The organism is Herbidospora yilanensis (assembly GCF_001570565.1).
In the GTDB taxonomy this organism is placed as follows: domain Bacteria; phylum Actinomycetota; class Actinomycetes; order Streptosporangiales; family Streptosporangiaceae; genus Herbidospora; species Herbidospora yilanensis.
Genome location: NZ_BBXE01000042.1, coordinates 56,281 through 80,088, shown reverse-complemented (window position 1 = coordinate 80,088; position 23,808 = coordinate 56,281). Strand labels below are relative to the sequence as shown.

Here is a 23,808-nt window from a genome sequence, read left to right as displayed (position 1 = left end):
TATCTGCGGCTCTGGTGCTGACAACGACGGGTATGTCGGCCGATCCGGGGCTCGACGAAGCGGTCACCGAGCCCAACGTCTTCGCCCACGTCCAAGTCCTGGCCGAAATAGGCAAACAGCACGGCAACCGGGCGGTCGGCACCGCCGGCTACGAGGCCTCCGCGCAGTACGTCGAGCACGTGCTGGCCGCCGCGGGCTACCAGGTGACCTCCCAGTCCTTCACGCTGCCGCACTACCGCGAGGTGAGCCCGGCGGTGCTGACCACGGCCACCGGCCCGGTCGACGCGGCGACCTTCGCCTTCTCCCCGTCGGGCCGGGTCTCGGGGCCGGTCCAGGACACCGGCATGGGCTGCCTGTCCACCGACTGGACGGGGTTCCGGCGCGGCTCGATCGCGGTGGCCGGGCGCGGCGGGTGCTCGTTCCGGGTCAAGGCCGACCAGGCCGCGAAGGCCGGCGCGGGCGCGCTCATCGTGGTCAACTCCCGGCCGGGTGAGCTGAAGGGGTCCCTGGGCGAGCCCGGCACGCCGCTGCCGGTCGTCGGCGTGGCGCAGGACGTCACGATCGAGGGCCCGGTGACGGTGGAGACGAACACCACGTCCACCATGAAGGTCAGCCGGAACGTGATCGCGCAGACCGGCCAGGGAGACCCCGACGACGTGCTGATCCTCGGAGCCCACCTCGACTCGGTCGAGGCTGGGCCCGGGATCAACGACAACGGCTCGGGGGTCGGGGTGGTGCTGGAGATCGCCGAGCAGCTGGCCCGGATGCGGCCCGAGCGGGCGGTCAGGTTCGCGTTCTGGGGGGCCGAGGAGGTCGGGCTGGTCGGCTCGACCCACTACGTGAGGAACCTGTCGGCGGAGGAGAAGGCGAAGATCGCCGGGTACGTCAACCTCGACATGGTCGCCACCGAGAACCACGGCTACGGCGTCTACGACAGCGACAACGCGATCGAGGAGGCCGCCACGGAGTTCTACGGGCTGCGCGGGCTGCCCTCGGAGGAGGTCGCGTTCGACGGCCGGTCGGACTACGGGCCGTTCGTGAAGGCCGGGATCCCGGCCGGGGGGATCTTCACCGGCGCCGACAGCATCAAGACCCCCGACCAGGCCGAGGTGTACGGCGGGACCGCGAACCGCGCGTTCGACCCGTGCTACCACAAGGCCTGCGACACGATCGAGAACGTGAACCGGCAGGTCCTGGACGTGAGCGCGGACGCGGTCGCCTACATCGTGGAGCAACTCGCCTTCACCGGCCGACCCGTACGATGACGGGATGGAATTGCGGGTTCTGGGGGCATGTCCCCTTGATTGTCCGGATACGTGCTCGTGGGTGGTGACCGTACAGGACGGAAAAGCCACCTCGTTGCGGGGCAACAAGGAGCAGCCCTACACGCGGGGCGCGCTCTGCGTGAAGGTGAACCGCTACCTGGAGCACGCGGCCTCGCCTGACCGGATCCTGCATCCGATGAAGCGGGTGGGGCCGAAGGGCTCCGGGCGGTTCGAGCGCATCGACTGGGACGAGGCGCTCGACATCCTCGCCACGAAGCTGCGGGAGATCGTCGACACCCACGGCGGCGAGGCGATCTGGCCCTACCAGGGCACCGGCACGCTCGGGTTCGTCCAGGGCGAGTCGGGCATGGCCGGGCGGCGCTTCTGGAACGCCCTCGGGGCCTCCTTCCACAACATGAACATCTGCTCGCGGGCCGGGAACGAGGGCCTGCGGCTGACCATGGGCACCCCGGGCGGCATGGACCCGGAGACGTTCGCGCTCTCGAAGCTGATCCTGCTCTGGGGCACCAACACCCTGACGTCCGGCCACCACCTGTGGAAGTTCATCCAGGACGCCCGCGCGAACGGCGCGCACGTCGTCGCGATCGACCCGATCCGGACCCGGACCGCCGAGCAGGCCGACGAACACCTGCCGATCGCGCCGGGCACCGACGGGGCGCTGGCGCTCGGTCTGCTGTACGTCGTCCTCGAAGAAGGCGCCGAAGACCGCGACTACCTGGAGAACCACACGCTCGGCTGGGAGAAGTTCCGCGCCGAGATCCTCCAGTACCCCCCGTCCCGGGTCGCCGAGATCACCGGCCTGCCCGAAGACGACATCCGGGCCCTCGGCCGCCGCCTCGCGCACACCCGCCCGACCGGCCTCCGCGCCACGATGGGCCTGCAGCGCCACGAGGGCGGCGGTTCGGCGATGCGGCTGATCGCCTGCATCCCCGGCGTGACCGGCGACTGGCGCCACCCCGGCGGCGGAGTCGCCTTCTCGACCTCGGCCCACGTGCCGCTCAAGGTCGACCACCGCCCCGGCCTCCTGCCCCACCCGGTGCGCAGCCTCACGATGACCCGCCTCGCCGACGGCCTCGACGAGTCGGTCAAGTGCCTGTGGGTGTACGGCGCCAACCCGATGGGCTCCACCTCCGACCAGAACCGGATCAGGCGCCGCCTCCTGCGCGACGACCTGTTCACCGTGGTCATGGAGCAGTTCCCCACCGACACCGTCGACTACGCCGACGTCGTGCTCCCGGCGACCATGCAGATCGAGCACCTCGACCTGCACGAGGGCTACGGCCACATGTACCTGATGTGGAACGAGCCCGCCGTCCCGCCGGCGGGCGAGGCGCTGTCGACCACCGAGACCTTCCGCCGCCTGGCCCACCGCATGGGCCTGACCGAACCGGCCCTGTACGCCACCGACCTGGAGATCGCGGCCGAGCTGCTGGAGGGCACCCCCACGATCAGGCTCGACGAGCTGCGCGAACGCGGCTGGGCCCGGCTCGACGTGGCCGACCCCTTCGTCCCGTTCACCGACGGCTTCCCCACCCCGAGCGGAAAGCTGGAGTTCGTCTCCGACCTGGCCGAGAAGGCGGGCCTGCCCCGGGTGGCCACCTACGTGCCGTCCCTGAGCGCCCGCACCCGCGACGACGGGAGGCTGACCCTGATCACCCCCGCCTCCCACACCTTCCTGAACACGATCTTCGCCAACAATCCCGAGCTGCTCAGACGCTCGAAGGGCCCGACCGTGGTGGTCAACCCGAGGGACGCCGAACCCCGGGGCCTGGTCTCGGGGTCCCGGGCCAGGGTCTCCAACCGCTTCGGCGCGTTCGAGGCGTACGTGGAGGTCTCCGACAAGGTCCGACCCGGCGTCGCCGCCTCGCCGAAGGGCCACTGGCCCAAGCTGAGCGGCGGCGCCAACGCCAACGCCGTGGTCGAGGAGCGCGACGCCGACCTGGGCAACGGTCCCGTCTACCACGACAACATGGTGGAGATCAGCCCAGTAGCTTGAACCCCTCGTGGCTCGGGGTGAAGCCGAGCGAGGCGTAGAACCGGTGCGCGTCGGGCCGCCGTTTGTCGGTGGTGAGCTGCACGACCCGGCATCCCCGGTCGCGCGCCCTGGCCACCGCCCAGGTCATGAAGGCCCGGCCGAGCCCTCGGCCGCGGTGACCGGACGCGACCCGGACCGCCTCGACCTGGGCCCGCTCGGCGCCGTCGCGCGACAGTCCGGGGATGTACGTGAGCTGCATCGTCCCCACCACCTCGCCGTCGACCTCGGCGACCACGATCTCGTTGCGCGGGTCGGCCTCGATGGCGTCGTAGGCGGCCCAGTGTCCCGGGCCGACGGCCGCGACGTGGCCCCGGGAGCGGGAGATCTCGTCGTCGGCCAGCAGGTCGACGATGCGGGGAACGTCGTCGCGGGTGGCCACTCGGAAGGTCGGAGGCATGGGGTCCAGGATGCCTCAGGGGGCGGTCAGGGGCTTCCCCGATGTGGGCAAAGCGCCCGATTAGGCACTCTGGATACATGAACGAACTGACTCGACGCGACGAGATGTCGCTCGCCGGCGCGGCCCTGCGTGGCGCGCCCTGGAAGGCCGCGGCCGTCACCGGCGGCGCGGTCGCGACGGCCAGCCTGCTCCTCGGACTCATCACCGGATCGGCCGATCTGGCCTGGGCGCTGGGCGTGGGGGTCACCCTGTTCACTCTGGTCGCGTCCATCGGCGCGATCTCCAAGCCCGACACCGGCGACCGGGTCACCCGGCAGGCCAGGAACTGGTCGCTGCGCCACCCGTGGCGCTTCGCGCTCTACCCGGCGGCCGGCGCGGCGATCCTGATGTACCCGATCGAGCTCGTGCTCGACGGCGACGGGGTCTTCGGCGCGGCCTGGGACGCGGCCTGGGGCGGCGCGTGGATCTACCTGCTGACCGCGATCGTCGCCACCACCATGCGGGGGCGGGCCGCGAAGAACTAGCTGGTGGCGGATCGTGCGCCGGGTCGTGGCCACGACCCGGCGCGCTGCCGTCTCAGAGTGCGAAATAACCGCATTTGGGGGTTACTGACGGGTAGCATTCCGGTAGAGTTACTCATCAGTAGCACTCATATCGGAGGAGCGGTGATGGGCCACTACAAGAGCAACATCCGCGATCTGGAGTTCAACCTCTTCGAGGTCTTCAACCGGGGTGAACTCTTCGGCACCGGGCCGTTCGCGGAGATCGACGAGGAGACCGCCCACACGATCCTCGACGAGGTCGTCCGGCTGGCCGAGGGGCCGATCGCCGCCTCGTTCACCGACGCCGACCGGAACCCGCCGGTCTTCGACCCCGTCACGGGCGCCGTGACGATGCCGAAGAGCTTCGTGGAGTCGTACAACGCCTGGGTCGACGCCGAGTGGTGGCGTCTGGAGCTCCAGCCCGAGCTGGGTGGCACCCCCGGTCCGCGTTCTCTGAGCTGGGCCGTCGCCGAGATGGTGCTGGGCGCCAACCCGGCCGTGTGGATGTTCGCCTGCGGGCCGCAGTTCGCCCACGTGCTCCACAACCTGGGCACCGAGGAGCAGAAGAGGTTCGCCGAGCTCGCCGTCGAGCGACGCTGGGGCTCCACCATGGTCCTCACCGAGCCCGACGCGGGCTCCGACGTCGGGGCCGGCCGCACCAAGGCGACGCGGCAGGCCGACGGCACCTGGCACATCGAGGGCGTCAAGCGCTTCATCACCAGCGCCGAGCACGACATGGCGGAGAACATCTTCCACCTCGTGCTGGCCCGCCCCGAGGGGCACGGCCCCGGCACCAAGGGCCTGTCGCTCTTCCTGGTGCCCAAGTTCCTGGTCGACCTCGACACCGGCGAGCTCAAGGAGCGCAACGGCGTCTACGTCACCAACGTCGAGAAGAAGATGGGCCTGAAGGTCTCCACGACCTGCGAGCTCACCTTCGGCGACAGGCACCCGGCCGTCGGCTACCTGGTCGGCGACGTCCACGAGGGCATCCGCCAGATGTTCACGGTGATCGAGAACGCCCGCATGATGGTCGGCACCAAGGCCATCGCCACGCTCTCCACGGGCTACCTCAACGCCCTTGACTACGCCAAGAACCGTCTCCAGGGCGCCGACCTGACCAAGATGGCCGACAAGACGGCCCCGCGCGTGCCGATCACGGCGCACCCCGACGTCCGCCGCGAGCTGATGCTCCAGAAGGCCTACGCCGAGGGCATGCGCGCGCTGGTCCTCTACACGGCCACCTTCCAGGACTCCATCCAGGTCGCCACGGCCGAGGGCCGCCGCGACGAGATGGCCGAGGCGATCAACGACCTGCTGCTCCCGGTGGTCAAGGGCGTCGGCTCCGAGCGCTCCTACGAGATGCTGGCCCGGTCGCTGCAGACCCTGGGCGGGTCGGGCTTCCTGCAGGACTACCCGATCGAGCAGTACATCCGCGACGCCAAGATCGACTCCCTCTACGAGGGCACCACGGCGATCCAGGGCATGGACCTGTTCTTCCGCAAGATCCTGCGCAACCAGGGCGCCGCGCTGGGCGAGATCCTCGGCCAGATCAAGGCGTTCGCCGACTCCGGGGCCGGCAACGGCCGCCTCAAGGTCGAGCGCGGCCTGCTCGGCGAGGCCGCCGACGAGGTCAAGGCGATGGCCGACGTCATGGCCGGCTGGGCGATCTCGTCGCTGGAGTCGCCGAAGGAGGTCTACAAGGTCGGCCTCAACACCACCCGGTTCCTGATGGCCCTCGGCGACCTGCTCATCGGGTGGCTGCTGCTCCGGCAGGCCGAGATCGCCCTCAAGGCCCTGGAGGGCGCGGACGACGACTTCTACGCCGGCAAGGTCGCCGCGGCGACCTTCTTCGCCGGCAACGTGCTGCCCCGCATCGAGTCGGAGCGGCGCATGCTGACGGCGACCACGCAGGAGCTGATGGACCTGCCGGAGAGCGCCTTCTAACCCAGCGGGAACTGCACCGCCGCCCGGCCCGCCGCGATCGGCTTGATGAAGTCGGCGACCACCTTCAGGTGGACCGGGTGGTCTCGGTAGACGAGGTAGTCGTCGGCCGAGTCGAAGTCGGCGACCACGCCAAGGTCGAAGTTGCCCTCGTTGACCTTGGCGTCGGAGCCGATCACGTACTTCTTGATCTCCGGAATGGCGCCCGGGAGCGTCTCCAGACCGGCGACGACGGCGGCCTTCTGATCGTCGGTGGCGTCGTCGACCCAGCGCAGCAGCACAATGTGACGGAACATGGCCGCCAGCCTAGGACGTCGCCCAGTGCCACTCGATGGAGGCCCGCTCCCTGCGCGCCGCCAGCCACTCGGTGTAGGCCAGCCGCCCGGCCACCGCCAGGGTGTCGGCGTCGTCGGAGGCGGCGCGGCGCTCCAGCACGAGGCCGGTCAGATAGCCGTCCTCGAACGGCACCGGGCCGACCAGGGTGTCGCGCGGGGCGTGCCGGAGCGGGGCGGGCAGCGCGTGGGCCCGGCGGGTGCCGACCACGACAGCGGCCTCCGGGCAGCCGAGCAATCCGCCCAAGCCGCGCAGGATCTCCCCGTTCACCGGCTGGGCGCTGGTCACCCACATGGCCCTGACCTGGTCGAAGTCGTCGAGGTGGTGGGCGAGGTAGCCGGGTGCCAGCTCCTGCTCCTTACGGCGGCGGAACCGGCGGCGGCGGGCGATCAGCGAGATGAAGCCCTCGAACTGGCCGCCGGACATGCCCATCTCGGCCACCCACGCCAGAGTCTCGGCCCGGTCGCGCAGGGGCACGCCGTCGCGGAACTCGTCGGCGGCGGCCCGGAGGTCGTCCTCGGTGAGCGGTTCGACGTCGGCGAGCACCTCGGCCCTGATCAGGCAGTAGTCGATGATCTCGTCGTGCACCGCACGGTCACGGTGGGAGAACTGGCGGACCATCGTGACGGCCTCCGCGATCGGCAGGTGAACCGCGTCGACCCGGACGAGGCAGTCGGCGCCCGCTGTGGACCCCGCCGTGAACCCCGCTGTGGACCCCGCTGTGGACCCCGTGATCACTGACTTCTGCTCCTCTCAGCGAACCGTGCCGCGCGGCGAGGCCCTTTCCGAGGGGGCCCGGCGCCGCCTCGCCGCGCGACGATCAGCGGGCTCCCGGGGCACCGGGGATGTGCGGCACACCCCCGACGGGAACCCGCCTCCGACGGTAGAAGGAGTCACTTGGGGATCACTGGTACCGACTTGCAGGACTCTTGTGCTACGCCCAGGCGAGCATCCGGAGCGGGTCCTCCAGCATCGCGCCGACGTCTCTGAGCACGTAGGAGCCCAGTTCGCCGTCGATGACCCGGTGGTCGAACGACAACGCGAGCGTGGTGACCTTGCGCACTACGATCTGCCCGTCGACCACCCACGGCATGTCTCTGATCTGACCGAACGCCAGGATCGCCGACTCGCCGGGGTTGAGGATCGGGGTGCCCGCGTCGATGCCGAAGACACCGACGTTGGTGATCGTGACGGTGCCTCCGGTCAGCTCGGCCGGGGTGCACCTCCCGGCTCTGGCCCGGTCGGTCAGGTCGTTGAGCGCCCTGGCGAGATCGACGAGCGAGAGCGCCTGGGCGTCTTTCACGTTCGGGACGATCAGGCCGCGCTCGGTGGCCGCCGCGATGCCCAGGTTGACCGACTTCTTGAGGATGATCGCCTCGTCGGTCCAGGCGGAGTTGGCGTGGGGGTGCCGCTTCATCGCGGTCACCAGCGCCTTGGCCACCAGCAGCAGCGGCGACACCTTGACCCCGGCGAAGTCGGGCTGCTCCCGCAGCCGCCGGACGGCGTTCATCGTCTCGGTGACGTCGACCTGGAGGAACTCGGTCACGTGGGGCGCGGTGAAAGCGCTGGCCACCATCGCGGCGGCGGTGGCCTTGCGGACCCCGCGTACCGGGATGAGCTCCTGCTCCTCCACCACCAGCGGGACGACGGGCGCGACCTGCGCGGCCAGCACGTCGTCGCGGGTGATCGACCCGTTGGGCCCGCTGGGCGCGACGTCGGCGAGGTCGACGCCGAGGTCTTTGGCCAGCTTCCGGACGGGCGGCTTCGCCAGCACGGCCACGCGATGAGCCGAGCCGTTGGAACCAGACCGCGCGGGCTTCTCCTGAGCCGGGGCCGGGATCCCCGAACCCGCGTGTCCCTTCCTGGCCCTGCGCTTGCTGGGCCCCTGCTTCACCCCGTAGCCGACCAGCACCGGCTCGCGCTTCTGGGGCTCCTCCGGAACCAGGCTCTCGGTCAACGCCTCTTCGGTCGCGTCGTCGACGGTGATGATGACCCGCCCGACGTCGACCGTCTCGCCCTCGGCGGCCAGGATGGCGGCCACCTCGCCCTCGAAGGGAGAGGGCAGCTCGACGACCGCCTTGGCGGTCTCGATCTCGACGACGATCTGGTTGACCTTCACGGTGTCGCCGACGGCGACGTGCCAGCGCACGATCTCGGCCTCGGTCAGGCCCTCGCCCACGTCGGGCAGCTTGAAATCACGTTTCATCCGTTGCGCTCCTAGTAGCCGAAGGCGCGGTCGACGGCTTCGAGGATGCGGTCGAGGTCGGGCAGGTAGTGGTCTTCCAGCCGCGACGGCGGATAGGGCGTGGAGAACCCGCCCACCCGCAGGACCGGCGCCTCAAGCCGGTAGAAGCACTGCTCGGTCACCCGCGCCGCGATCTCGCCGCCGAGGCCGCTGAAGATCGGCGCCTCGTGGACGACCACGCAACGGCCCGTGCGGTTGACGGCGTCGCGGACGACGGGCATGTCGAGCGGGTTGAGGGAACGCAGGTCGATGACGCCGACCGAACGCCCGTCGTCTTCGGCCGCCGCGGCGGCCTCCAGGCACGTCTTCACCATGGGGCCGTAGGCGATGAGGGTGACGTCGTCGCCCTCGCGGGCCACGCGGGCCCGGTCGAGCGGCAGGCCGGGGGCGCCGAACTCGACGTCGGCCTTGTCCCAGTAGCGGCGCTTGGGCTCGAAGAACACCACGGGGTCGTCGCAGCGCACCGCGTCTTGGATCATGGTGTAGGCGTCGACCGGGTTCGAGCAGGCCACCACGCGCAGGCCGGCCGTGTGGGTGAAGTAGCTCTCGGGGGACTCGCTGTGGTGCTCGACCGCCCCGATGCCGCCGCCGAAGGGGATGCGTACGACCACCGGCAGTCTGACCTTGCCCAGGGAGCGCAGCGGCATCTTGGCGAGCTGGGTGATGATCTGGTCGGCGGCCGGGAAGACGAAGCCGTCGAACTGGATCTCGCAGACCGGGCGGTAGCCGCGGAGCGCGAGGCCGATGGCGGTGCCGATGATGCCCGACTCGGCGAGGGGGGTGTCGATGACCCGGTCTTCGCCGAAGTCCTTCTGCAGGCCGTCGGTGACCCGGAACACGCCGCCGAGCTTGCCGACGTCCTCGCCCATGACGAGCACCTTGGAGTCGGCGTCCATCGCCGCGCGAAGACCTTCGTTGAGGGCCTTCGCCAAGGTCAGAGTGGTCACTGGGCCCCCTCGAAGCCGGCCAGATAGGTCGTGAACTGCTCGCGCTCCTCGGCGAGGAGGGCGTGGGGCTCGACGTAGACATGGTCGAAGATCGCGCCGGGCTGGGGGTCGGGGAGGGCGAGGCAGCGGGCCCGCAGGTCCTTGCCGAGCTGGTCGGCCTCGGCGTCGATCTTGTCGAAGAACTCCTGGTCGGCGAGCTGGTTCTTGAACAGGTAGGCCTTCACGCGCTCGATGGGGTCTTTGAGCTTCCAGGCCTCCAGCTCGTCGGCGACCCGGTAGCGGGTGGGGTCGTCGGAGGTGGTGTGGGCGCCCATGCGGTAGGTGAAGGCCTCGACCAGCGTGGGGCCCTGGCCCTCGCGCGCGTTGCGCAGCGCCGCCCGGGTGACCGCCAGGCAGGCGAAGACGTCGTTGCCGTCGACCCGGATGCCGGGGAAGCCGAAACCGCTGGCCCGCTTGTAGAGGGGGATCTTCGACTGCTTCTCCAGCGGCTCGGAGATGGCCCACTGGTTGTTCTGGCAGAAGAACACGACCGGCGCGTTGAAGACCGATGCCCAGATGAAGGCCTCGTTCACGTCACCCTGGGAGGTGGCGCCGTCGCCGAAGTAGACGATCGTGGCGGCCTCGGCGCCGTCGCGCTGGATGCCCATCGCGTAGCCGACCGAGTGGAGGGTCTGCGAGCCGATGACGATCGTGTAGAGGTGGAAGTTGTGCTCGTAGGGGTCCCACCCGCCGTGGTTGACGCCGCGGAACAGGCCGAGCAGGTGGAGCGGGTCGACCCCGCGGCACCAGGCGACGCCGTGTTCGCGGTAGGTCGGGAAGGCCATGTCGGCGTCGGTGAGCGCGCGGCCCGATCCGACCTGGGCCGCCTCCTGGCCGAGCAGCGAGGCCCACAGCCCGAGTTCGCCCTGCCGCTGGAGGGCGACCGCTTCCAGGTCGACCCGGCGCACGAGGACGAGGTCGCGGTAGAGCGACCGGACCTCCTCGGCCGTCAGGTCGATGTCATAGTCGGGATGCTCGACCCGCTCACCTTCGGGTGTGAGGAGCTGGACGAGTTCCGGGGGTGCCGTAGGGGCAGTCATGTGCCACTCCTGCGTTCGGGGCCGTACATGAATGGGGTTTCCACCATGTTTCGGCCGGGTCTAGACGCTTTCGTCCCGTTTGGTGGTGGAACGTCCGCGCTTGCGGACATAGTGGCAGACATCACTGTCGGCCTCCACACCCTGCTCCACACCTTTCCGGTTCCCCTCCGACCTGCCGCCACACCATCCACAGCCTGTGGATAAGCTTGTCGCGCTCACTCTCCATCCCCGAGCTCCGTCCCCAAACAGGAGGCACCCCAAGTGGCGCGCGTGATCGTCGATGTCATGCTCAAGCCGGAGATCCTCGACCCACAGGGTCAGGCCATCGCCCGCGCGCTCCCCCGGCTGGGGTTCTCGGGCGTTTCGGACGTCCGCCAGGGCAAGCGTTTCGAGGTCGAACTCGACGGCCCGGCCGACGACGCGGCGATCGCCGAGGTCAGGAAGATGGCCGAAACCCTGCTGGCCAACACGGTGATCGAGGACTTCGTCGTCCGCGTCGAGGGGTAAAACAGCACATTCCCATCGGCCCGAACTACACAAAGCATGACAAGGGCCACATCAGCCATCCGTAAACCGGCATCCAGGTCAACCTAAATAACAAGAGCGTGATTTTGCGGTTAGCCCTCATCACACAGGGAAGCTCTGCTTAGGTACCTACGACGACCGGGGAGGGAACCCCGTGGACATCGAGTTCTCGCTCGCTTTGCCAAGGGATGCGGTCGGCATCCCGATGGTCCGTCGCGTGATCGGAGACGCCCTTCGTTCGCTCGGCGTGACGGAGGACTGTGTGTCCGACATCCTCCTCGCCACCTCCGAGGCGTGCGCCAACGCGGTGCGGCACGGCGGGCCCTCGGCCCGCTACCAGGTCGAAGCGGCCATAGACGACGGCCGTTGCGAGCTCCGTGTGGTAGACGGCGGTCGCGGGCTCACCGCGATCCCGCAGCGCTACCCCTCAGGCGAGGTCGAGAACGGACGCGGCATCCTGATCATGCAGGCCGTGGTCGACGAGATCTCCTTCGACATCACCCCAGGCAGCGGCACCACCGTGCGCCTGTGCAAGGAACTCGACTGGGACCACGACGCCATCGCCCTATCCATGGCCAAAGACCGCGAACTGGCTGCTGTCTGACCCGCGTTAGCCCATCCCACGTGGTCCGATAACCTGAGGCGTACCGCCAGAGACCGCCGGACATGAGAGCCGGGGGCTTCGCGTGCGCATTGGAGGATCTCGGACCATGCGGGTGGGAGTAGTCACCTTTCCCGGAACACTCGACGACCAGGACGCGGCGCGGGCGCTGCGGCTGGCCGGTGCCGAGGCCGTGCCCCTGTGGCACGCCGACCACGACCTCAAGGGGGTGGACGCGGTCTTCCTCCCCGGCGGGTTCTCCTACGGCGACTACCTCCGGTGCGGGGCCATCTCCCGGTTCGCGCCCCTGATGACCGAACTCGTCCCCGCCGCCCAGGCGGGGTTGCCGGTGCTGGGCACCTGCAACGGCTTCCAGATCCTCTGCGAGGCCCACCTGCTGCCGGGCGCCCTGGTCCGCAACGCGGGCCTCCACTACGTCTGCCGCGACCAGCGCGTCAGGGTCGACAACGCCTCGACCGCCTGGACGACCGACTTCACCCAGGGCCAGGAGATCACCCTCCCGGTCAAACACGGCGAGGGCCGCTACGTCGCCGACGCCGAGACGCTGGCCGAGCTCGAAGCGTCCGGCCGGGTCGTGTTCCGGTACGCCGGCTCCAACCCCAACGGCTCGCTCAACGACATCGCCGGCATCACCAACGAGGCCGGCAACGTCGTCGGCCTGATGCCCCACCCCGAGCACGCCGTCGAAGAGCTCACCGGCGCCCCCGGCGTCGACGGGCGCGGCTTCTTCTCCTCGATCGTCCGGAAGCTGGTGAACGCGTGAGCGCTTCTCAGGGACATCGCATGCCGACTTCTGCGGCATCCGTCGACACGGTCAAGCGGGCCGGGCAGACCCCCGACGAGCGCATGCCGTTCGCCGAGCTCGGCATGAAGCAGGACGAGTACGACCGCGTGGTGGCCATCCTCGGCCGCCGCCCGACCGGCTCCGAGCTGGCCATCTACTCGGTCATGTGGAGCGAGCACTGCTCGTACAAGTCGTCGAAGGTGCACCTGCGGCAGTTCGGCACCAAGGCCCCCAAGTCCGAGGCGCTGCTCGTCGGCATGGGCGAGAACGCGGGCGTCGTCGACATCGGCGACGGCTGGGCGGCCACCTTCAAGATCGAGTCGCACAACCACCCCTCCTACGTCGAGCCCCACCAGGGCGCGGCCACCGGGGTCGGCGGCATCGTGCGCGACATCATGTCGATGGGCGCGCGGCCGGTCGCGGTGATGGACTCGCTGCGGTTCGGCGGGCTCGACCAGGGCGACACCCGCCGGGTGCTGCCGGGCGTGGTCGAGGGCATCTCCCACTACGGCAACTGCCTGGGCCTGCCGAACATCGGCGGCGAGGTCGTCTTCGACCCCTGCTACATCGGCAACCCGCTGGTCAACGCGCTATGCGTCGGCCTGCTCCGCAAAGACCAGATCAAGCTGGCCACCGCCCCCGGGCCGGGCAACAAGGTCATCCTGTTCGGCGCCCGGACCGGCGCCGACGGCATCGGCGGCGCCTCGGTGCTGGCCTCGGCGACCTTCGAGGACGAGTCGCAGGCCAAGCGGCCGGCCGTCCAGGTCGGCGACCCGTTCATGGAGAAGCTGCTGATCGAGTGCTGCCTGGAGCTCTACCAGGCCGACGTGGTCGTCGGCATCCAGGACCTCGGCGCGGCCGGGGTGTCCTGCGCGACCACCGAGCTCGCAGCCAAGGGCACCGGCGGCATGACCGTCGACCTCAACCTCGTCCCGCTGCGCGACCCCACGCTGCGGCCCGAGGAGATCCTGATGAGCGAGTCGCAGGAACGCATGATGGCCGTGGTCACACCCGGCGACATCGACGCCTTCCTGGCGATCTGCGAGAAGTGGGACGTCCCGGCGACCGTCATCGGCGAGGTGACCGACACCGGCCGCCTGGTCATGACGTGGGACGGCGAAGTGATCGTCGACATCCCGCCGGGCACCGCCGCCGACGAGGGCCCCGTCTACGAGCGGCCCTTCCACGAGCCGCTGGGTCAGCACGACCTCAACCTCGACACCCCCGACTCGCTGGAGCGCCCGTCCGACCTGCGGACCACCCTGCTCCAGCTCATCGCGTCGGCGAACCTGTCGTCCCGCGAGTGGGTGACCTCGCAGTACGACCGCTACGTGCGCGGCAACACCGTGCTCGCCCAGCCGGCCGACGCCGGGCTGCTGCGGGTCAGCGAGGTCATGCCGGGCGCCGAGGAGACCACCCGGGGCATCGCCCTGGCGACCGACGGCAACGGGCGCTACGCCAAGCTCGACCCCTACGCGGGCGCGCAGCTCGCGTTGTCGGAGGCCTACCGGAACGTGGCCGTGACCGGGGCGACCCCGCTCGCGGTGACCAACTGCCTCAACTTCGGCTCGCCCGAAGACCCCGAGGTCATGTGGCAGTTCGCCGAGGCCGTGCGCGGCCTGGCCGACGCGTGCAAGACCCTGGGCGTGCCGGTGACCGGCGGCAACGTGTCCTTCTACAACCAGACCGGCTCGGCCGCGATCAACCCGACCCCCGTGGTGGGCGTGCTGGGCGTGATCGACGACGTCGCGAAGCGCGTCAGGTCGGGCTTCCCCGAGGCGGGGCTGCGGGTGGTGCTGCTGGGCGCGACCTACGACGAGTTCGGCGGGTCGGAGTGGGCCCACGTCGCCCACGGCCATCTGGGCGGGCTGCCGCCCCGGGTGAACCTGGAGGCCGAGCGCGACCTGGCGGCCGTCCTGGCCGAGGCGTCGAAGCAGGGCCTGCTCGAAGGCTCCCACGACCTGTCCGACGGCGGTCTCGCCATCGCGCTCGCGGAGGCGTGCCTGGCCCAGGGGGTCGGGGTGACCGTCTCCCTGCCGGGCGACGACGCGTTCGTCGACCTGTTCTCCGAGTCGGCGGCGCGGGCGCTGGTCTGCCTCAAGCCGGAACACTTCGAGGCGCTGACCGACCTGTGCGCCCGCCTCGACGTGCCCTGCTACGGCCTGGGCGAGACCGGCGGCGACAGCCTGGTCGTCGAGGGCGTGCTGGAAGCCACGGTGGCCGAACTCCGGATGTCTCACGAGGCCACGCTTCCGGGCGTGTTCGGCTGACACTCTTGGAAGAGCCCCTCCGGCGCCGATCCGGAGGGGCTCTGTCATGTGCACGAGCATCGAGGCCCCCACGACCCCAACGCCTGTTACACCAGGTGACAGAGAGATAGACGAGCAAGTTGTGCCGTTGGATGTCAGCGGAACATCACGTCTTCGCATCGGTGAACGCGTATTAATCCCTGGTATGGCCTCTTCGCGTTGGCCGCGCTCCCAGGCAGCGGAATAATCAGCACCGTTCGGGAGGAACCCGCACTTCAGGCCCAAGGCTGACCTCCGGAGGATCTCCGTGACCTCGAACGACCAAGACCTCTTCCTGCCGCCGGCGACGCAGCCGGTGAGAGGGGTCGTCTGGTTCATTCACCTGATCGTGCCGATGCTGGGCCTGTGGCTGCTGCTGGCCCACCCGGTGGACGAGGACCCGCACACGGTCGACCTCGACCACGTCTGGCAGCACAACCCGAGCCACTTCTGGCTGGTCCTAGTGGTCGCCGGGGTCAACCTGGTGCTCGGAGTGCTGATCAGCCAGGCGTCGGCACGGCGGAGAGACGCCCGGCTCCTGCTGGTCTCGCTGGTCTTCCTGAGCAACGCGGGGTTCTTCACCCTCCACGCGCTGAGCACCCCCGCGGTCATCCTCCCCGGCGCGACGGTCGGCTTCGACCTGGCCCATCCGGTCGGCCTGATGATCGCCTCGGTGTTCGCCTTCCTCTCGGGCCTGCCGCTGAACGACCGGCAGGGCGACACGGTGCTGAAGCTCCAGCTTCCGCTGCGCCTCGCCGTCGGCGTGCTGCTGGTCGCGTGGGGCGTCGCGTCGCTGGTGCCGGGCCTGACGCCGCTGACCGACAAGCTGCCGCCCGGCGGCATCGGCCTCGGTTTCTGGGGGCTGATCGGGGTCTTCCTCTACGTCGCCGCCGCCCTCATGATGTTCCGCCTGCACCGCAGGCGACCGGCCGCCGTGCTGATCTCCCTGATCACCGCCTACGCGCTGCTGGCCGAGGTGATGATCGCCGGGATCGAGCACCGCAACTGGGCGCTCTCCTGGTGGCTCTGGCACGTGCTGCTGACGCTGGCGTTCTTCTTCGTGGCCTATTCGGCGTACATCCAGTTCCGGCGGGAGGGTTCCAGCAGCGGCCTGTTCGACGCGGTCACCCTGTCGGCGACCGCCCGGCGCATCCAGGCCCAGTACGAGGAGGCCCTCGAAGAGCTCGTCGCCCACCTGCGCCGCCGGACCGAGTCGGGCGTGCCGGTCGCGACGCGGCTGGCCGGGCGGTTCAAGCTGACCGAGGGCCAGGCTGCGGTGCTCGACAAGGCCGGCGCGGCCCTGGCGAACGAGCGCGAGTTGTCGGAGCGGCTGGGCGCGCTCGTCGACGTCGGCGGCCGGGCCCGGGTGGGGCTGCCCGAGTCGGAGCTGCTGTCGGAGTCGCTGCGGCGGGTCAGGGAGGCGTACGGGGACGTGCGGGTGAGCGTCATGAGCGGCGGCGCGCTGACCCCGCTCGGCGCGCGCGGGGCACCCACCCTGACGACCCAGGAGGTGGCCACGCTGACCGGCGGGTCGCCGGTCGAGATGTCGGGCTCGGTGGTCCACCCGCTGACCGTGAAGGGCCACCTGGCGGGCGCGCTGGCCGTGCCGGTCGGCCAGACCTCCCAGGACGCCGCCCTGGCCGCCACGCTGGCCACCCAGCTCTCCATCAGCCTGGAGAACGCCCGGCTCTACGCCGAGCTGGAGACCCTCTTCCGCGCCTACATGTCTCCGGACGTCGCCAAGAGCCTGCTCGCCGATCCCAACAAGGCCGCGCTCGGCGGTTCGCTGACCGAGGTCACCGCGTTGTTCGCCGACCTGCGCGGGTTCACCACGTTCTCCGAGAAGGTCTCCCCCGGCGAGATCGTCGACATGCTGAACCGTTTCCACACCGCGGCGGTGCCGTGCATCCTCGGCAACGGCGGCACGATCGTGCAGTTCGTCGGCGACGCCCTGCTGGCCCTGTTCAACGCGCCCGCGCCGCAGGCCGACCACGCGCGGCGGGCCGCGCAGGCGGGCCTGGAGATGCAGCGGGCGGCGGCCCGGGTGTCGGCCGAGGTGCTGCGCGAGCAGGAGGCGGGGCTGCTGTCGGAGGTCGAGTGGCCCAAGTTCCGGGTGGGCGTCAACACCGGCCCGGCGCTGGTCGGCAACATCGGCAGCCCCGAGTTCCGCGGCTTCAACGCGATGGGCGACGCGGTCAACGTCGCGGCCCGGCTCCAGGCGCTGGCCGAGCCGGGGTCGGTCGTGATCGGCCAGTCGACCTACGAGCTGCTCGGCCCGGCCGACGTCGTCTCGCTGGGCGACCTGTCGCTCAAGGGCAAGGACCACCCCGTGCACGCGTACGTGCTGCGTGCTGTCGAGATCGATTTTACGAACGACCATGCTTGACCCAAGACTGGACGACATGAAATCACCCGAGCCGGGAGAGTTCCTGGCCCTCCTCACCGCCGAGGAGATCGCCGACCTCCGGGCCGCCGGGCGGCCCCGGCAGTGGGAGCGCGGCGAGACCGTCATGACCGAGGGCGACACCAACGACTGGGTGATCGTGCTGACCTCGGGGCGGGTGAAGGTGTCGTCCCACACGGCGGGCGGCACCGAGGTCGTGCTCGCGGTACGCGGTCCCGGCGCCCTGCTGGGCGACATGTCGGCCGTCGACGGCGGCCCCCGATCGGGCACCGTCACCGCGCTTGAGCCCATCGAGGCCATCGTGGTCCGCGACTTCGCCTCGTTCCTGCGCGAACACGGCCGCATCGCCGTCCTGCTCCTCCAGCTCATCACCGGCCGCCTGCGCGACGCCGACCGCAAGCGGGTCGAATACGGCGCGTTCGACACCACCGGCCGGGTCGCCACCCGCCTGGTCGAGCTGGCCGAACGCTACGGCGAGCAGACCCCGGGCGGCGTGCGGGTGATGCTGCCGCTCTCCCAAGACGAACTGGCGGGCTGGACCGGCGCGTCGCGCGAGGCCGTCAGCAAGGCCCTCAGGAGCCTGCGCGACCGGGGACTGATCGAGACCGGCCGCCGCCGCGTGATCATCTACGACCTGGACGGGCTGCGCAAGAGAGCCCGGTGAGGTATGCCTGGCGGGTCTGCCTGGTCACCAGCCTCGGGCTGATCCTCATCGGCATGTCGGGCAGCACGCTGAACGTCGCGTTACCCGTCGTCGTCCGGCACTTCCACGCGTCGCCGTTCGCGTCGAACTGGATCCTGTTGTCGTTCATGCTGGTCAACACGGCGACCCTGGTGTTCTTCGGGCGGGTGGCCGACCTCTTGGGGCGGCGCGGGGTCTACCTGACCGGGTTCGCCCTCTTCACCGCGGCCTCGGCGCTGGCGGGGCTGGCCCCCGATGTGGGCGTGCTCATCGCGATGCGGGCGCTGCAGGCCATCGGGGCCTCGATGATCCTGGCCAACGGGACCGTCATCATCACCGACGCCTTCCCGCCCGACCGGCTCGGCCAGGGTATGGGCGTCTACATCGGCACCCTCTCGATCGCGCAGCTCGCCGGGCCGACGCTGGGCGGCCTCATCGCCGACACGCTCGGGTGGCGGTGGATCTTCTGGGTGAACGTGCCGGCCGGGCTGCTGGCGCTGGTGGCCGGGCTCCTCATCCTGCGGCCGGGCAGCCCGGGACGGCGGGCGCCGATCGACGCCGCCGGAAACCTGGTGATCTTCTTGCTGCTGTCGGCCGCGCTCTACGCGGTGACCGAGGGGTCGCTCGCCGGCCTGGCGGTCGCGGCGGCGCTGGCGCCCGTCCTGTTCGCGGTGGAGCGCCGGGCGGCCAACCCCATCCTGAACGGCGCCCTGTTCGGGGCGCCGCTGCTGGTGTTCTCGAACCTGGCCTCGTTCTGCGCGGCGCTGGCACGCTCGTCGCTCATCCTGCTGGCCGGGCTGTACTTCCAGGCGGCACGCGGGGCCGACGCGCTCCAGGCCGGGCTGGCGATCCTGCCGGTGCCGGCCGGGATGGCGCTCGCCTCGCCGCTCGCCGGGGCGCTGGCGCGGCGGCTGGGGGCCTACGCGGTGTCGGTGGGCGGGGCGGTGCTCGCGGCGTGCGGGCTGGCCGTGCTGGCGCTGTCGACCGAGGCGTCCTATCCGGTGATCGCGGCCGGGCTGTTCCTGGCCGGATGCGGGAACGGGACCTTCCTGACGGGGAACACCACCCAGATCATGAACGTGCTCCCGGCGGGCAGCCTCGGGGTGGTCAACGGGTTCCGGCTGACGATCCAGAACTTCGGCATGTCGCTCAGCGTGGCGACCACGCTGACCCTGCTGACCGGGGCGGTCACGCCCGAGATCCGGGCGCAGGTCTACCAGGCGACGTTGTCGCTGCTGTCGCCTTCGGCGGTGGAGCAGTTGATGGGAGGATTCCGGGTGACGTACGCGACGCTGTTCTGCGTCAGTCTGGTGGGAGCGATGTGCGCCGCACTCGCGCGGCCATCGTCTCGACCCCGGCCATGAGCAGGTCGACGCCGTACTTGTAGTACTCGGCCACGTCGGTCTCGTCTTCCCAGGTCTTGGCGAACTCCATCAGCAGCGGGAAACGCTCGGCCGACAGGTTCTCCAGTTCCAGGCGCTTGCGCCGCCGCCATTCGCGCGCCTCGGCGGGGCTGAGCGGCGTCGGGCAGACCGGCGCGCCGCCGACCAGGCCGATCACCCCGGACAGCAGGTAGGACGAGACCAGGAAGCCCTCCTGGACGGTGAAGCCGCCCCTGCGGAGCAGGTCGAGGGCCATGTTGGTGGCGACGTTGAAGCTGTCGACGCGGTGCTTGTCGACCGTGTGGAGCAGGGTCGCCAGCGCCGGGTGCCGGTCGAGCAGCGTGACCAGCCGTTCGACCACCCCCCGGACCTGCACGTGCCACGCGGGCTCGTCGGTGACCTCGGCGAGGATCTGCGCCAGCAGATGGTCGGCCACGCCGGCGAGCAGTTCGTCCTTGTTCTTGAAATGCCAGTAGAGCGCCATCGGCGTGACGCCGAGCAACTGGGCGAGCCGCCGCACGGTGACGGCTTCGAGCCCCTCGGCGTCGATCAGGTCGATGGCCCGTTCGACGACTGATTCCCGGCTCAGCTTCTCAGGTGCCACTTGACAACTATACGACGTACAAGCTGAGCTATGCACTGTACATGTACGCCGTACAAGTACTCCGTATAGGGGGCCTGAGCAATGCGATCAAGATGGTGGGTGCTGGCGGCCGTGTCGCTGGCGACGTTCATGACCTACCTCGACAACAACGTGGTCAACGTCGCGCTGCCGACGATCGAGCAGGACCTGGGGCTGACGCTCGCCGGGCTCGAATGGATCGTGAGCGGCTACATCCTGGCCTTCGCCGGGCTGCTGCTGGCCGGCGGACGGCTGGCCGACGTCTTCGGGCTGCGCGTCATGTTCTTCATCGGCCTGGCCGTGTTCACCGCCTCCTCGGTCGCCGCCGGGCTGGCCGGCTCGCAGGAGACGCTCATCGCGGCGCGGGTCGCGCAGGGCGTGGGCGCCGCCCTGGTGACGCCCACGTCGCTGGCGCTGATCAGGGCCACGTTCGTCGACGCGCGCGAGCGGGCCACGGCCGTGGGGATCTGGGGCGCCGTCTCCGCGCTGGCGCTGGCCGTGGGGCCGCTGACCGGCGGCGTGCTCAGCGAGAACATCAGCTGGGGCTGGATCTTCCTGATCAACCTGCCGATCGGAATCGTGGTGGCCGTGATCGCCGCGGTCGCCCTGCCGGCGAGCGTGCGCACCAGAGGGGTCCGGATCGACGTGCCCGGCGTGCTCAGCTCCTCGCTCGCACTGTTCGCGCTGACCTTCGCGCTCATCGAGGGCGAGGGCGAGGGCTGGACCTCCGGGCTCATCCTGGGCTCGTTCGCGCTGGCCGCCGTCGCGTTCGCCACGTTCCTGGTGATCGAGTCGCGCAGCCGTCAGCCGATGATCGACCTGCGCCTGTTCCGCTCGCGGGTGTTCAGCGGCGGCCTGCTGTCGATGGGCCTGTGGGCGTTCGGCGTGTTCGGGATCTACTTCTTCACCGCGATCTACCTGCAGAGCGCGCTCGGCTTCAGCCCGACCGAGGCGGGGGCGGGATTCGTGCCGATGGCGCTGCTCATGGCGGCCGTCGCGGTCTTCTCGCCGCAGCTCGCCCGGCGCATCGGCACCGGCCCGTCGGTCGCCGCGGGGCTCGCCCTGATGGTCGTCGCGATGGCGGGCCTGTCGAGCACCGGCGCCGGCTCGACCTATCTCGACCTGCTGCCCTGGTTCCTGGTCTTCGGCGCGGGCGGCGGCATGCTCGTGCCGCTGACCGACGTGATCATCGGTGCGGTGCCCGCAGACCGGGCCGGGGTCGCCTCGGGGACGCTCAACGTCTCCCGCGAGGTCTTCGGACTGCTCGGGATCACCATCCTCGGCGCGGTCCTGAACGCCCGGCAGACCGCCCCGACGATGGCGGCGTTCCTGGACGCCTACCAGTTCACGCTGCTCATCGCCGCGGCGATCGTCGGGGCCGGGGTCCCGGTCGCCCTCTACGCCCTCCGCAGGGACCGGACCGTCGAGACGGTCACCGAGGACGACCGGGACCCGGCGCTGGTCTAGCTGCCGATCTTCTTGCCCTGCTTGTGCCAGGCGACCACGACCGACGGACGGGGCTGCGAGGTCCCGCCGTCGGGGAAGTGGGAGATCGGGGCGGCCGGCGAGGCGCCGGTGCCCTCACCGGGGTGCTGCACGGCGACGAAGACCGACTTCTGGTCCTCCGACACCAGCGGACCGCAACACTCGGCGCCCTTGGGCATCGTGAGGAACTGCCGGACGTGACCCTTGTCCTTGCCGCGGACCGGCACGGCGAACAGGCCGTCGTGGGTGCCCAGGGCGTTGCCGTCCGTGGAGATCCAGAGGTTGCCGTCCTTGTCGAAGGCGACGTTGTCGGGGCAGGAGATCGGCGAGACCTTGGTCTTGTCGAAGCCGCCGAAGTAGGTGCCCGGGTCGTTGGGGTCGCCGCAGACCAGCGGCAGGCTCCACGCGAAGGTCAGCGCCGCGGCGTCGTCGCGGTTCTCGGCGATCTCCAGGATGTGGCCGTGCTTGTTGTTGAGGCGCGGGTTGGCCTCGTCGGGGCCCGAGCTGCGCGCGGTGTTGTTGGTCAGGGCGACGAACACGGTGCCGGTGACCGGGTTGCGCTCCATGTCCTCCGGGCGGTCCATCTTGGTCGCGCCGACCTTGTCGGCGGCCAGGCGGGTGAAGACCAGGACCTGCTCGGCGGTCATGCCCGCGACGTACGACCTGGTGCCGCTGACCAGCGGGATCCACTTGCCGACGCCGTCGAACGCCTTGTCCTTCGGCAGCTTGCCGGTGCCGTCGATCTCGGCGGCCGGGCTGTCGCCGGTGAACTGGGCGACGTAGAGGGTGCCGTTGTCGAGCAGCGTCCGGTTGTGGCGGTCGTTGCCCGGGATGTAGCGGTCCTTCGACACGAACTTGTAGATGTACTCGAACCGCGAGTCGTCGCCCATGTACGCGACCAGCCGGCCGTCCCGGCTGATGGTCGTGGTGGCCGCCTCGTGGGCCATGCGGCCGAGCGCGGTGCGCTTGATCGGGGTCGAGTCGGGGTCGGTCGGGTCGATCTCGACGATCCAGCCGAAGCGGTTGGCCTCGTTGGGGTGCTTGCCCAGGTCGAAGCGCTCGTCGACGCGGTCCCAGCGGCGGCCGGCGAGCCCGGTGGGGAGGGCGTAGCGGGTCAGCCCGGCCTGGGCCTCCGCGGGCGCCTTGCCGGCGTTCACGAAGTACTGGTTGAAGTTCTCCTCGGCGGTCAGCACGGTGCCCCACGGGGTGGTGCCGCCGGCGCAGTTGTTCAGCATGCCCTTGACCACGCGGCCGCTCGGGTCGGCGGCGGTCTTCAGCAGGCTCGAACCGGCGGCCGGGCCGGTGAACCTCATCTCGGTGTGGGCCGTGATGCGGCGGTTGTAGCGGCGCGGGCCGGAGGTGGCGAGCTCCCAGCGGCCGGTGTTACCGCTCCGGCGGATCTCGACGACCGAACCGCCGTGGGCGTTCATCGCGATGTTGATCTGCTCGGGGGTGGCGTTGTCGCCGTTGGTGTAGCCGCGGAACATCAGCTCTTCGTTGGTGTACTCGTGGTTCACCCAGAGGAGGCCGCGGTCGCGGCCGAGCTGGAACAGCGTCACGAAGTCACAGTTGTAGCCGAACTGCCTGGCCTGCGCGTCGGGCGTCTGCGCCTCGAAGTCGAAGGCCGGCGCACCCGGGAGGACCGGGTCGCCCCACCGGACCACGACCGCCGACTGGTAGCCGTTCGGCACGGTGACCTGGTCATTGGTGTTGGGCGCGACCGGCGTGAAGGTCAGGCCGCCCTTGTAGGGGTGGGAGCCGCCGCTGTTCCAGTTGCCGCCCTTGTTCCACCAGTCGAGGGTGAACTTGTCGTCGGCCGCGGCGGGGGTCGCGGCGGCGCCGACGACACCGGCCGACAGGACCAGCGCGCCCAGCGCCCCGGCGCGCAGCGCGCCCCGACGGGACATGTCGGCGACGACGTCACCGAAGTAGGTGTTCTCACTCGTGTTGGGCACTTCGTGGAAACAGGCGTCGCCACAACGGTATTTACAGGTCATGGCGCTGCGGCCGCCCGGGTGGGCCGGCGTCAGCAGCGGCAGGGATCGACGCGGTGACGGGTTCGTCACAGCTCCTCCAAAAGGGTCGCGCGGGGATCGAGGGAACGGCCCAGACGGCGCAGGTCCCCGCCCGGACCGTATTGTTGGCGACCGAAGTGAAGGTGAACGTCGTCCGCCGCATCGGTGAACGATCCCACCCGCCACAATGGGCA

The 23,808-nt window shown here is 70.2% G+C and carries 20 protein-coding genes; 12 read left to right on the top strand and 8 right to left on the bottom strand.

What is annotated here, in order from left to right; genetic code table 11:
• The first annotated feature begins 32 nt into the window (after positions 1-32).
• Together AW273_RS31700 and AW273_RS31695 are read left to right on the top strand one after the other, a co-directional pair.
• Entirely contained in the window at positions 33-1,265 is a 1,233-nt protein-coding gene (locus AW273_RS31700; protein WP_062356373.1) for a M28 family peptidase, read from the top strand.
• Between the two features lie 4 nt (positions 1,266-1,269).
• Positions 1,270-3,282 (top strand): molybdopterin-containing oxidoreductase family protein, encoded by a 2,013-nt coding sequence (locus AW273_RS31695; RefSeq protein ID WP_062356370.1) that lies wholly within the window; start codon positions 1,270-1,272, stop codon positions 3,280-3,282.
• Here the strand turns inward: AW273_RS31695 and AW273_RS31690 are convergent.
• Complete coding sequence (locus AW273_RS31690; protein WP_062356367.1) at positions 3,266-3,718, bottom strand: GNAT family N-acetyltransferase; 453 nt, start codon at positions 3,716-3,718, stop codon at positions 3,266-3,268. The genes AW273_RS31695 and AW273_RS31690 overlap by 17 nt on opposite strands.
• A gap of 77 nt (positions 3,719-3,795) precedes the next feature.
• On the opposite strand from AW273_RS31690, the gene AW273_RS31685 reads away from it, so the two are divergent.
• Together AW273_RS31685 and AW273_RS31680 are read left to right on the top strand one after the other, a co-directional pair.
• Positions 3,796-4,242 carry a hypothetical protein gene (locus AW273_RS31685; protein ID WP_062356364.1) on the top strand — a complete coding sequence of 149 codons (447 nt, stop codon included), beginning with the start codon at positions 3,796-3,798 and terminating at the stop codon, positions 4,240-4,242.
• Between the two features lie 144 nt (positions 4,243-4,386).
• Positions 4,387-6,204, top strand: coding sequence for an acyl-CoA dehydrogenase (locus tag AW273_RS31680; RefSeq protein ID WP_062356361.1), 1,818 nt, complete (start codon positions 4,387-4,389; stop codon positions 6,202-6,204).
• Here AW273_RS31680 and AW273_RS31675 read toward each other — a convergent pair.
• The 5 genes from AW273_RS31675 to pdhA form a co-directional block, all read right to left on the bottom strand.
• A complete protein-coding gene (locus AW273_RS31675; protein WP_062356358.1) occupies positions 6,201-6,497 on the bottom strand; it encodes a Dabb family protein in 297 nt (98 codons plus the stop codon). The two genes, AW273_RS31680 and AW273_RS31675, sit on opposite strands and share 4 nt — an antisense overlap.
• 10 nt (positions 6,498-6,507) lie before the next feature.
• A complete protein-coding gene (locus tag AW273_RS31670; RefSeq protein WP_062356356.1) occupies positions 6,508-7,272 on the bottom strand; it encodes a hypothetical protein in 765 nt (254 codons plus the stop codon).
• A gap of 196 nt (positions 7,273-7,468) precedes the next feature.
• Positions 7,469-8,740 (bottom strand): dihydrolipoamide acetyltransferase family protein, encoded by a 1,272-nt coding sequence (locus AW273_RS31665; protein ID WP_062356353.1) that lies wholly within the window; start codon positions 8,738-8,740, stop codon positions 7,469-7,471.
• Between the two features lie 11 nt (positions 8,741-8,751).
• A complete protein-coding gene (locus AW273_RS31660) occupies positions 8,752-9,726 on the bottom strand; it encodes an alpha-ketoacid dehydrogenase subunit beta (protein WP_083950198.1) in 975 nt (324 codons plus the stop codon).
• On the bottom strand, positions 9,723-10,805 hold the full coding sequence (gene pdhA / locus AW273_RS31655) for a pyruvate dehydrogenase (acetyl-transferring) E1 component subunit alpha (protein WP_062356350.1): 1,083 nt from the start codon (positions 10,803-10,805) through the stop codon (positions 9,723-9,725). Before pdhA ends, AW273_RS31660 begins: the two co-directional genes overlap by 4 nt.
• A gap of 261 nt (positions 10,806-11,066) precedes the next feature.
• Between pdhA and purS the strand changes: the two genes are divergently transcribed.
• The 7 genes from purS (at position 11,067) to AW273_RS31620 (ending at position 19,474) form a co-directional block, all read left to right on the top strand.
• On the top strand, positions 11,067-11,312 hold the full coding sequence (gene purS, locus AW273_RS31650) for a phosphoribosylformylglycinamidine synthase subunit PurS (RefSeq protein ID WP_030455089.1): 246 nt from the start codon (positions 11,067-11,069) through the stop codon (positions 11,310-11,312).
• Positions 11,313-11,484: 172 nt separating this feature from the next.
• Entirely contained in the window at positions 11,485-11,934 is a 450-nt protein-coding gene (locus AW273_RS31645; protein ID WP_030455088.1) for an ATP-binding protein, read from the top strand.
• A gap of 106 nt (positions 11,935-12,040) precedes the next feature.
• Positions 12,041-12,715, top strand: coding sequence for a phosphoribosylformylglycinamidine synthase subunit PurQ (gene purQ, locus AW273_RS31640; protein ID WP_062356348.1), 675 nt, complete (start codon positions 12,041-12,043; stop codon positions 12,713-12,715).
• Between the two features lie 20 nt (positions 12,716-12,735).
• Positions 12,736-15,006: a phosphoribosylformylglycinamidine synthase subunit PurL gene (gene purL, locus AW273_RS31635; protein ID WP_062356345.1), complete on the top strand. Its 2,271-nt coding sequence runs from the start codon at positions 12,736-12,738 to the stop codon at positions 15,004-15,006.
• A 286-nt stretch (positions 15,007-15,292) separates the two neighbouring features.
• The gene (locus tag AW273_RS31630; RefSeq protein WP_232327692.1) at positions 15,293-17,410 is read left to right on the top strand and encodes an adenylate/guanylate cyclase domain-containing protein; all 2,118 of its coding nucleotides are present in this window, start codon (positions 15,293-15,295) and stop codon (positions 17,408-17,410) included.
• Between the two features lie 16 nt (positions 17,411-17,426).
• Positions 17,427-18,092 (top strand): Crp/Fnr family transcriptional regulator, encoded by a 666-nt coding sequence (locus tag AW273_RS31625; RefSeq protein WP_030455084.1) that lies wholly within the window; start codon positions 17,427-17,429, stop codon positions 18,090-18,092.
• Positions 18,089-19,474 carry an MFS transporter gene (locus AW273_RS31620; protein ID WP_062356340.1) on the top strand — a complete coding sequence of 462 codons (1,386 nt, stop codon included), beginning with the start codon at positions 18,089-18,091 and terminating at the stop codon, positions 19,472-19,474. The genes AW273_RS31625 and AW273_RS31620 overlap by 4 nt, the downstream gene beginning before the upstream one ends.
• Here AW273_RS31620 and AW273_RS39235 read toward each other — a convergent pair.
• Complete coding sequence (locus AW273_RS39235; RefSeq protein WP_063910180.1) at positions 19,413-20,096, bottom strand: TetR/AcrR family transcriptional regulator; 684 nt, start codon at positions 20,094-20,096, stop codon at positions 19,413-19,415. The genes AW273_RS31620 and AW273_RS39235 overlap by 62 nt on opposite strands.
• 81 nt (positions 20,097-20,177) lie before the next feature.
• Between AW273_RS39235 and AW273_RS31610 the strand changes: the two genes are divergently transcribed.
• Positions 20,178-21,581 (top strand): MFS transporter, encoded by a 1,404-nt coding sequence (locus AW273_RS31610; protein ID WP_062356334.1) that lies wholly within the window; start codon positions 20,178-20,180, stop codon positions 21,579-21,581.
• Here AW273_RS31610 and AW273_RS31605 read toward each other — a convergent pair.
• A complete protein-coding gene (locus AW273_RS31605; protein WP_062356331.1) occupies positions 21,578-23,665 on the bottom strand; it encodes a PhoX family protein in 2,088 nt (695 codons plus the stop codon). The two genes, AW273_RS31610 and AW273_RS31605, sit on opposite strands and share 4 nt — an antisense overlap.
• Positions 23,666-23,808: the final 143 nt, after the last annotated feature.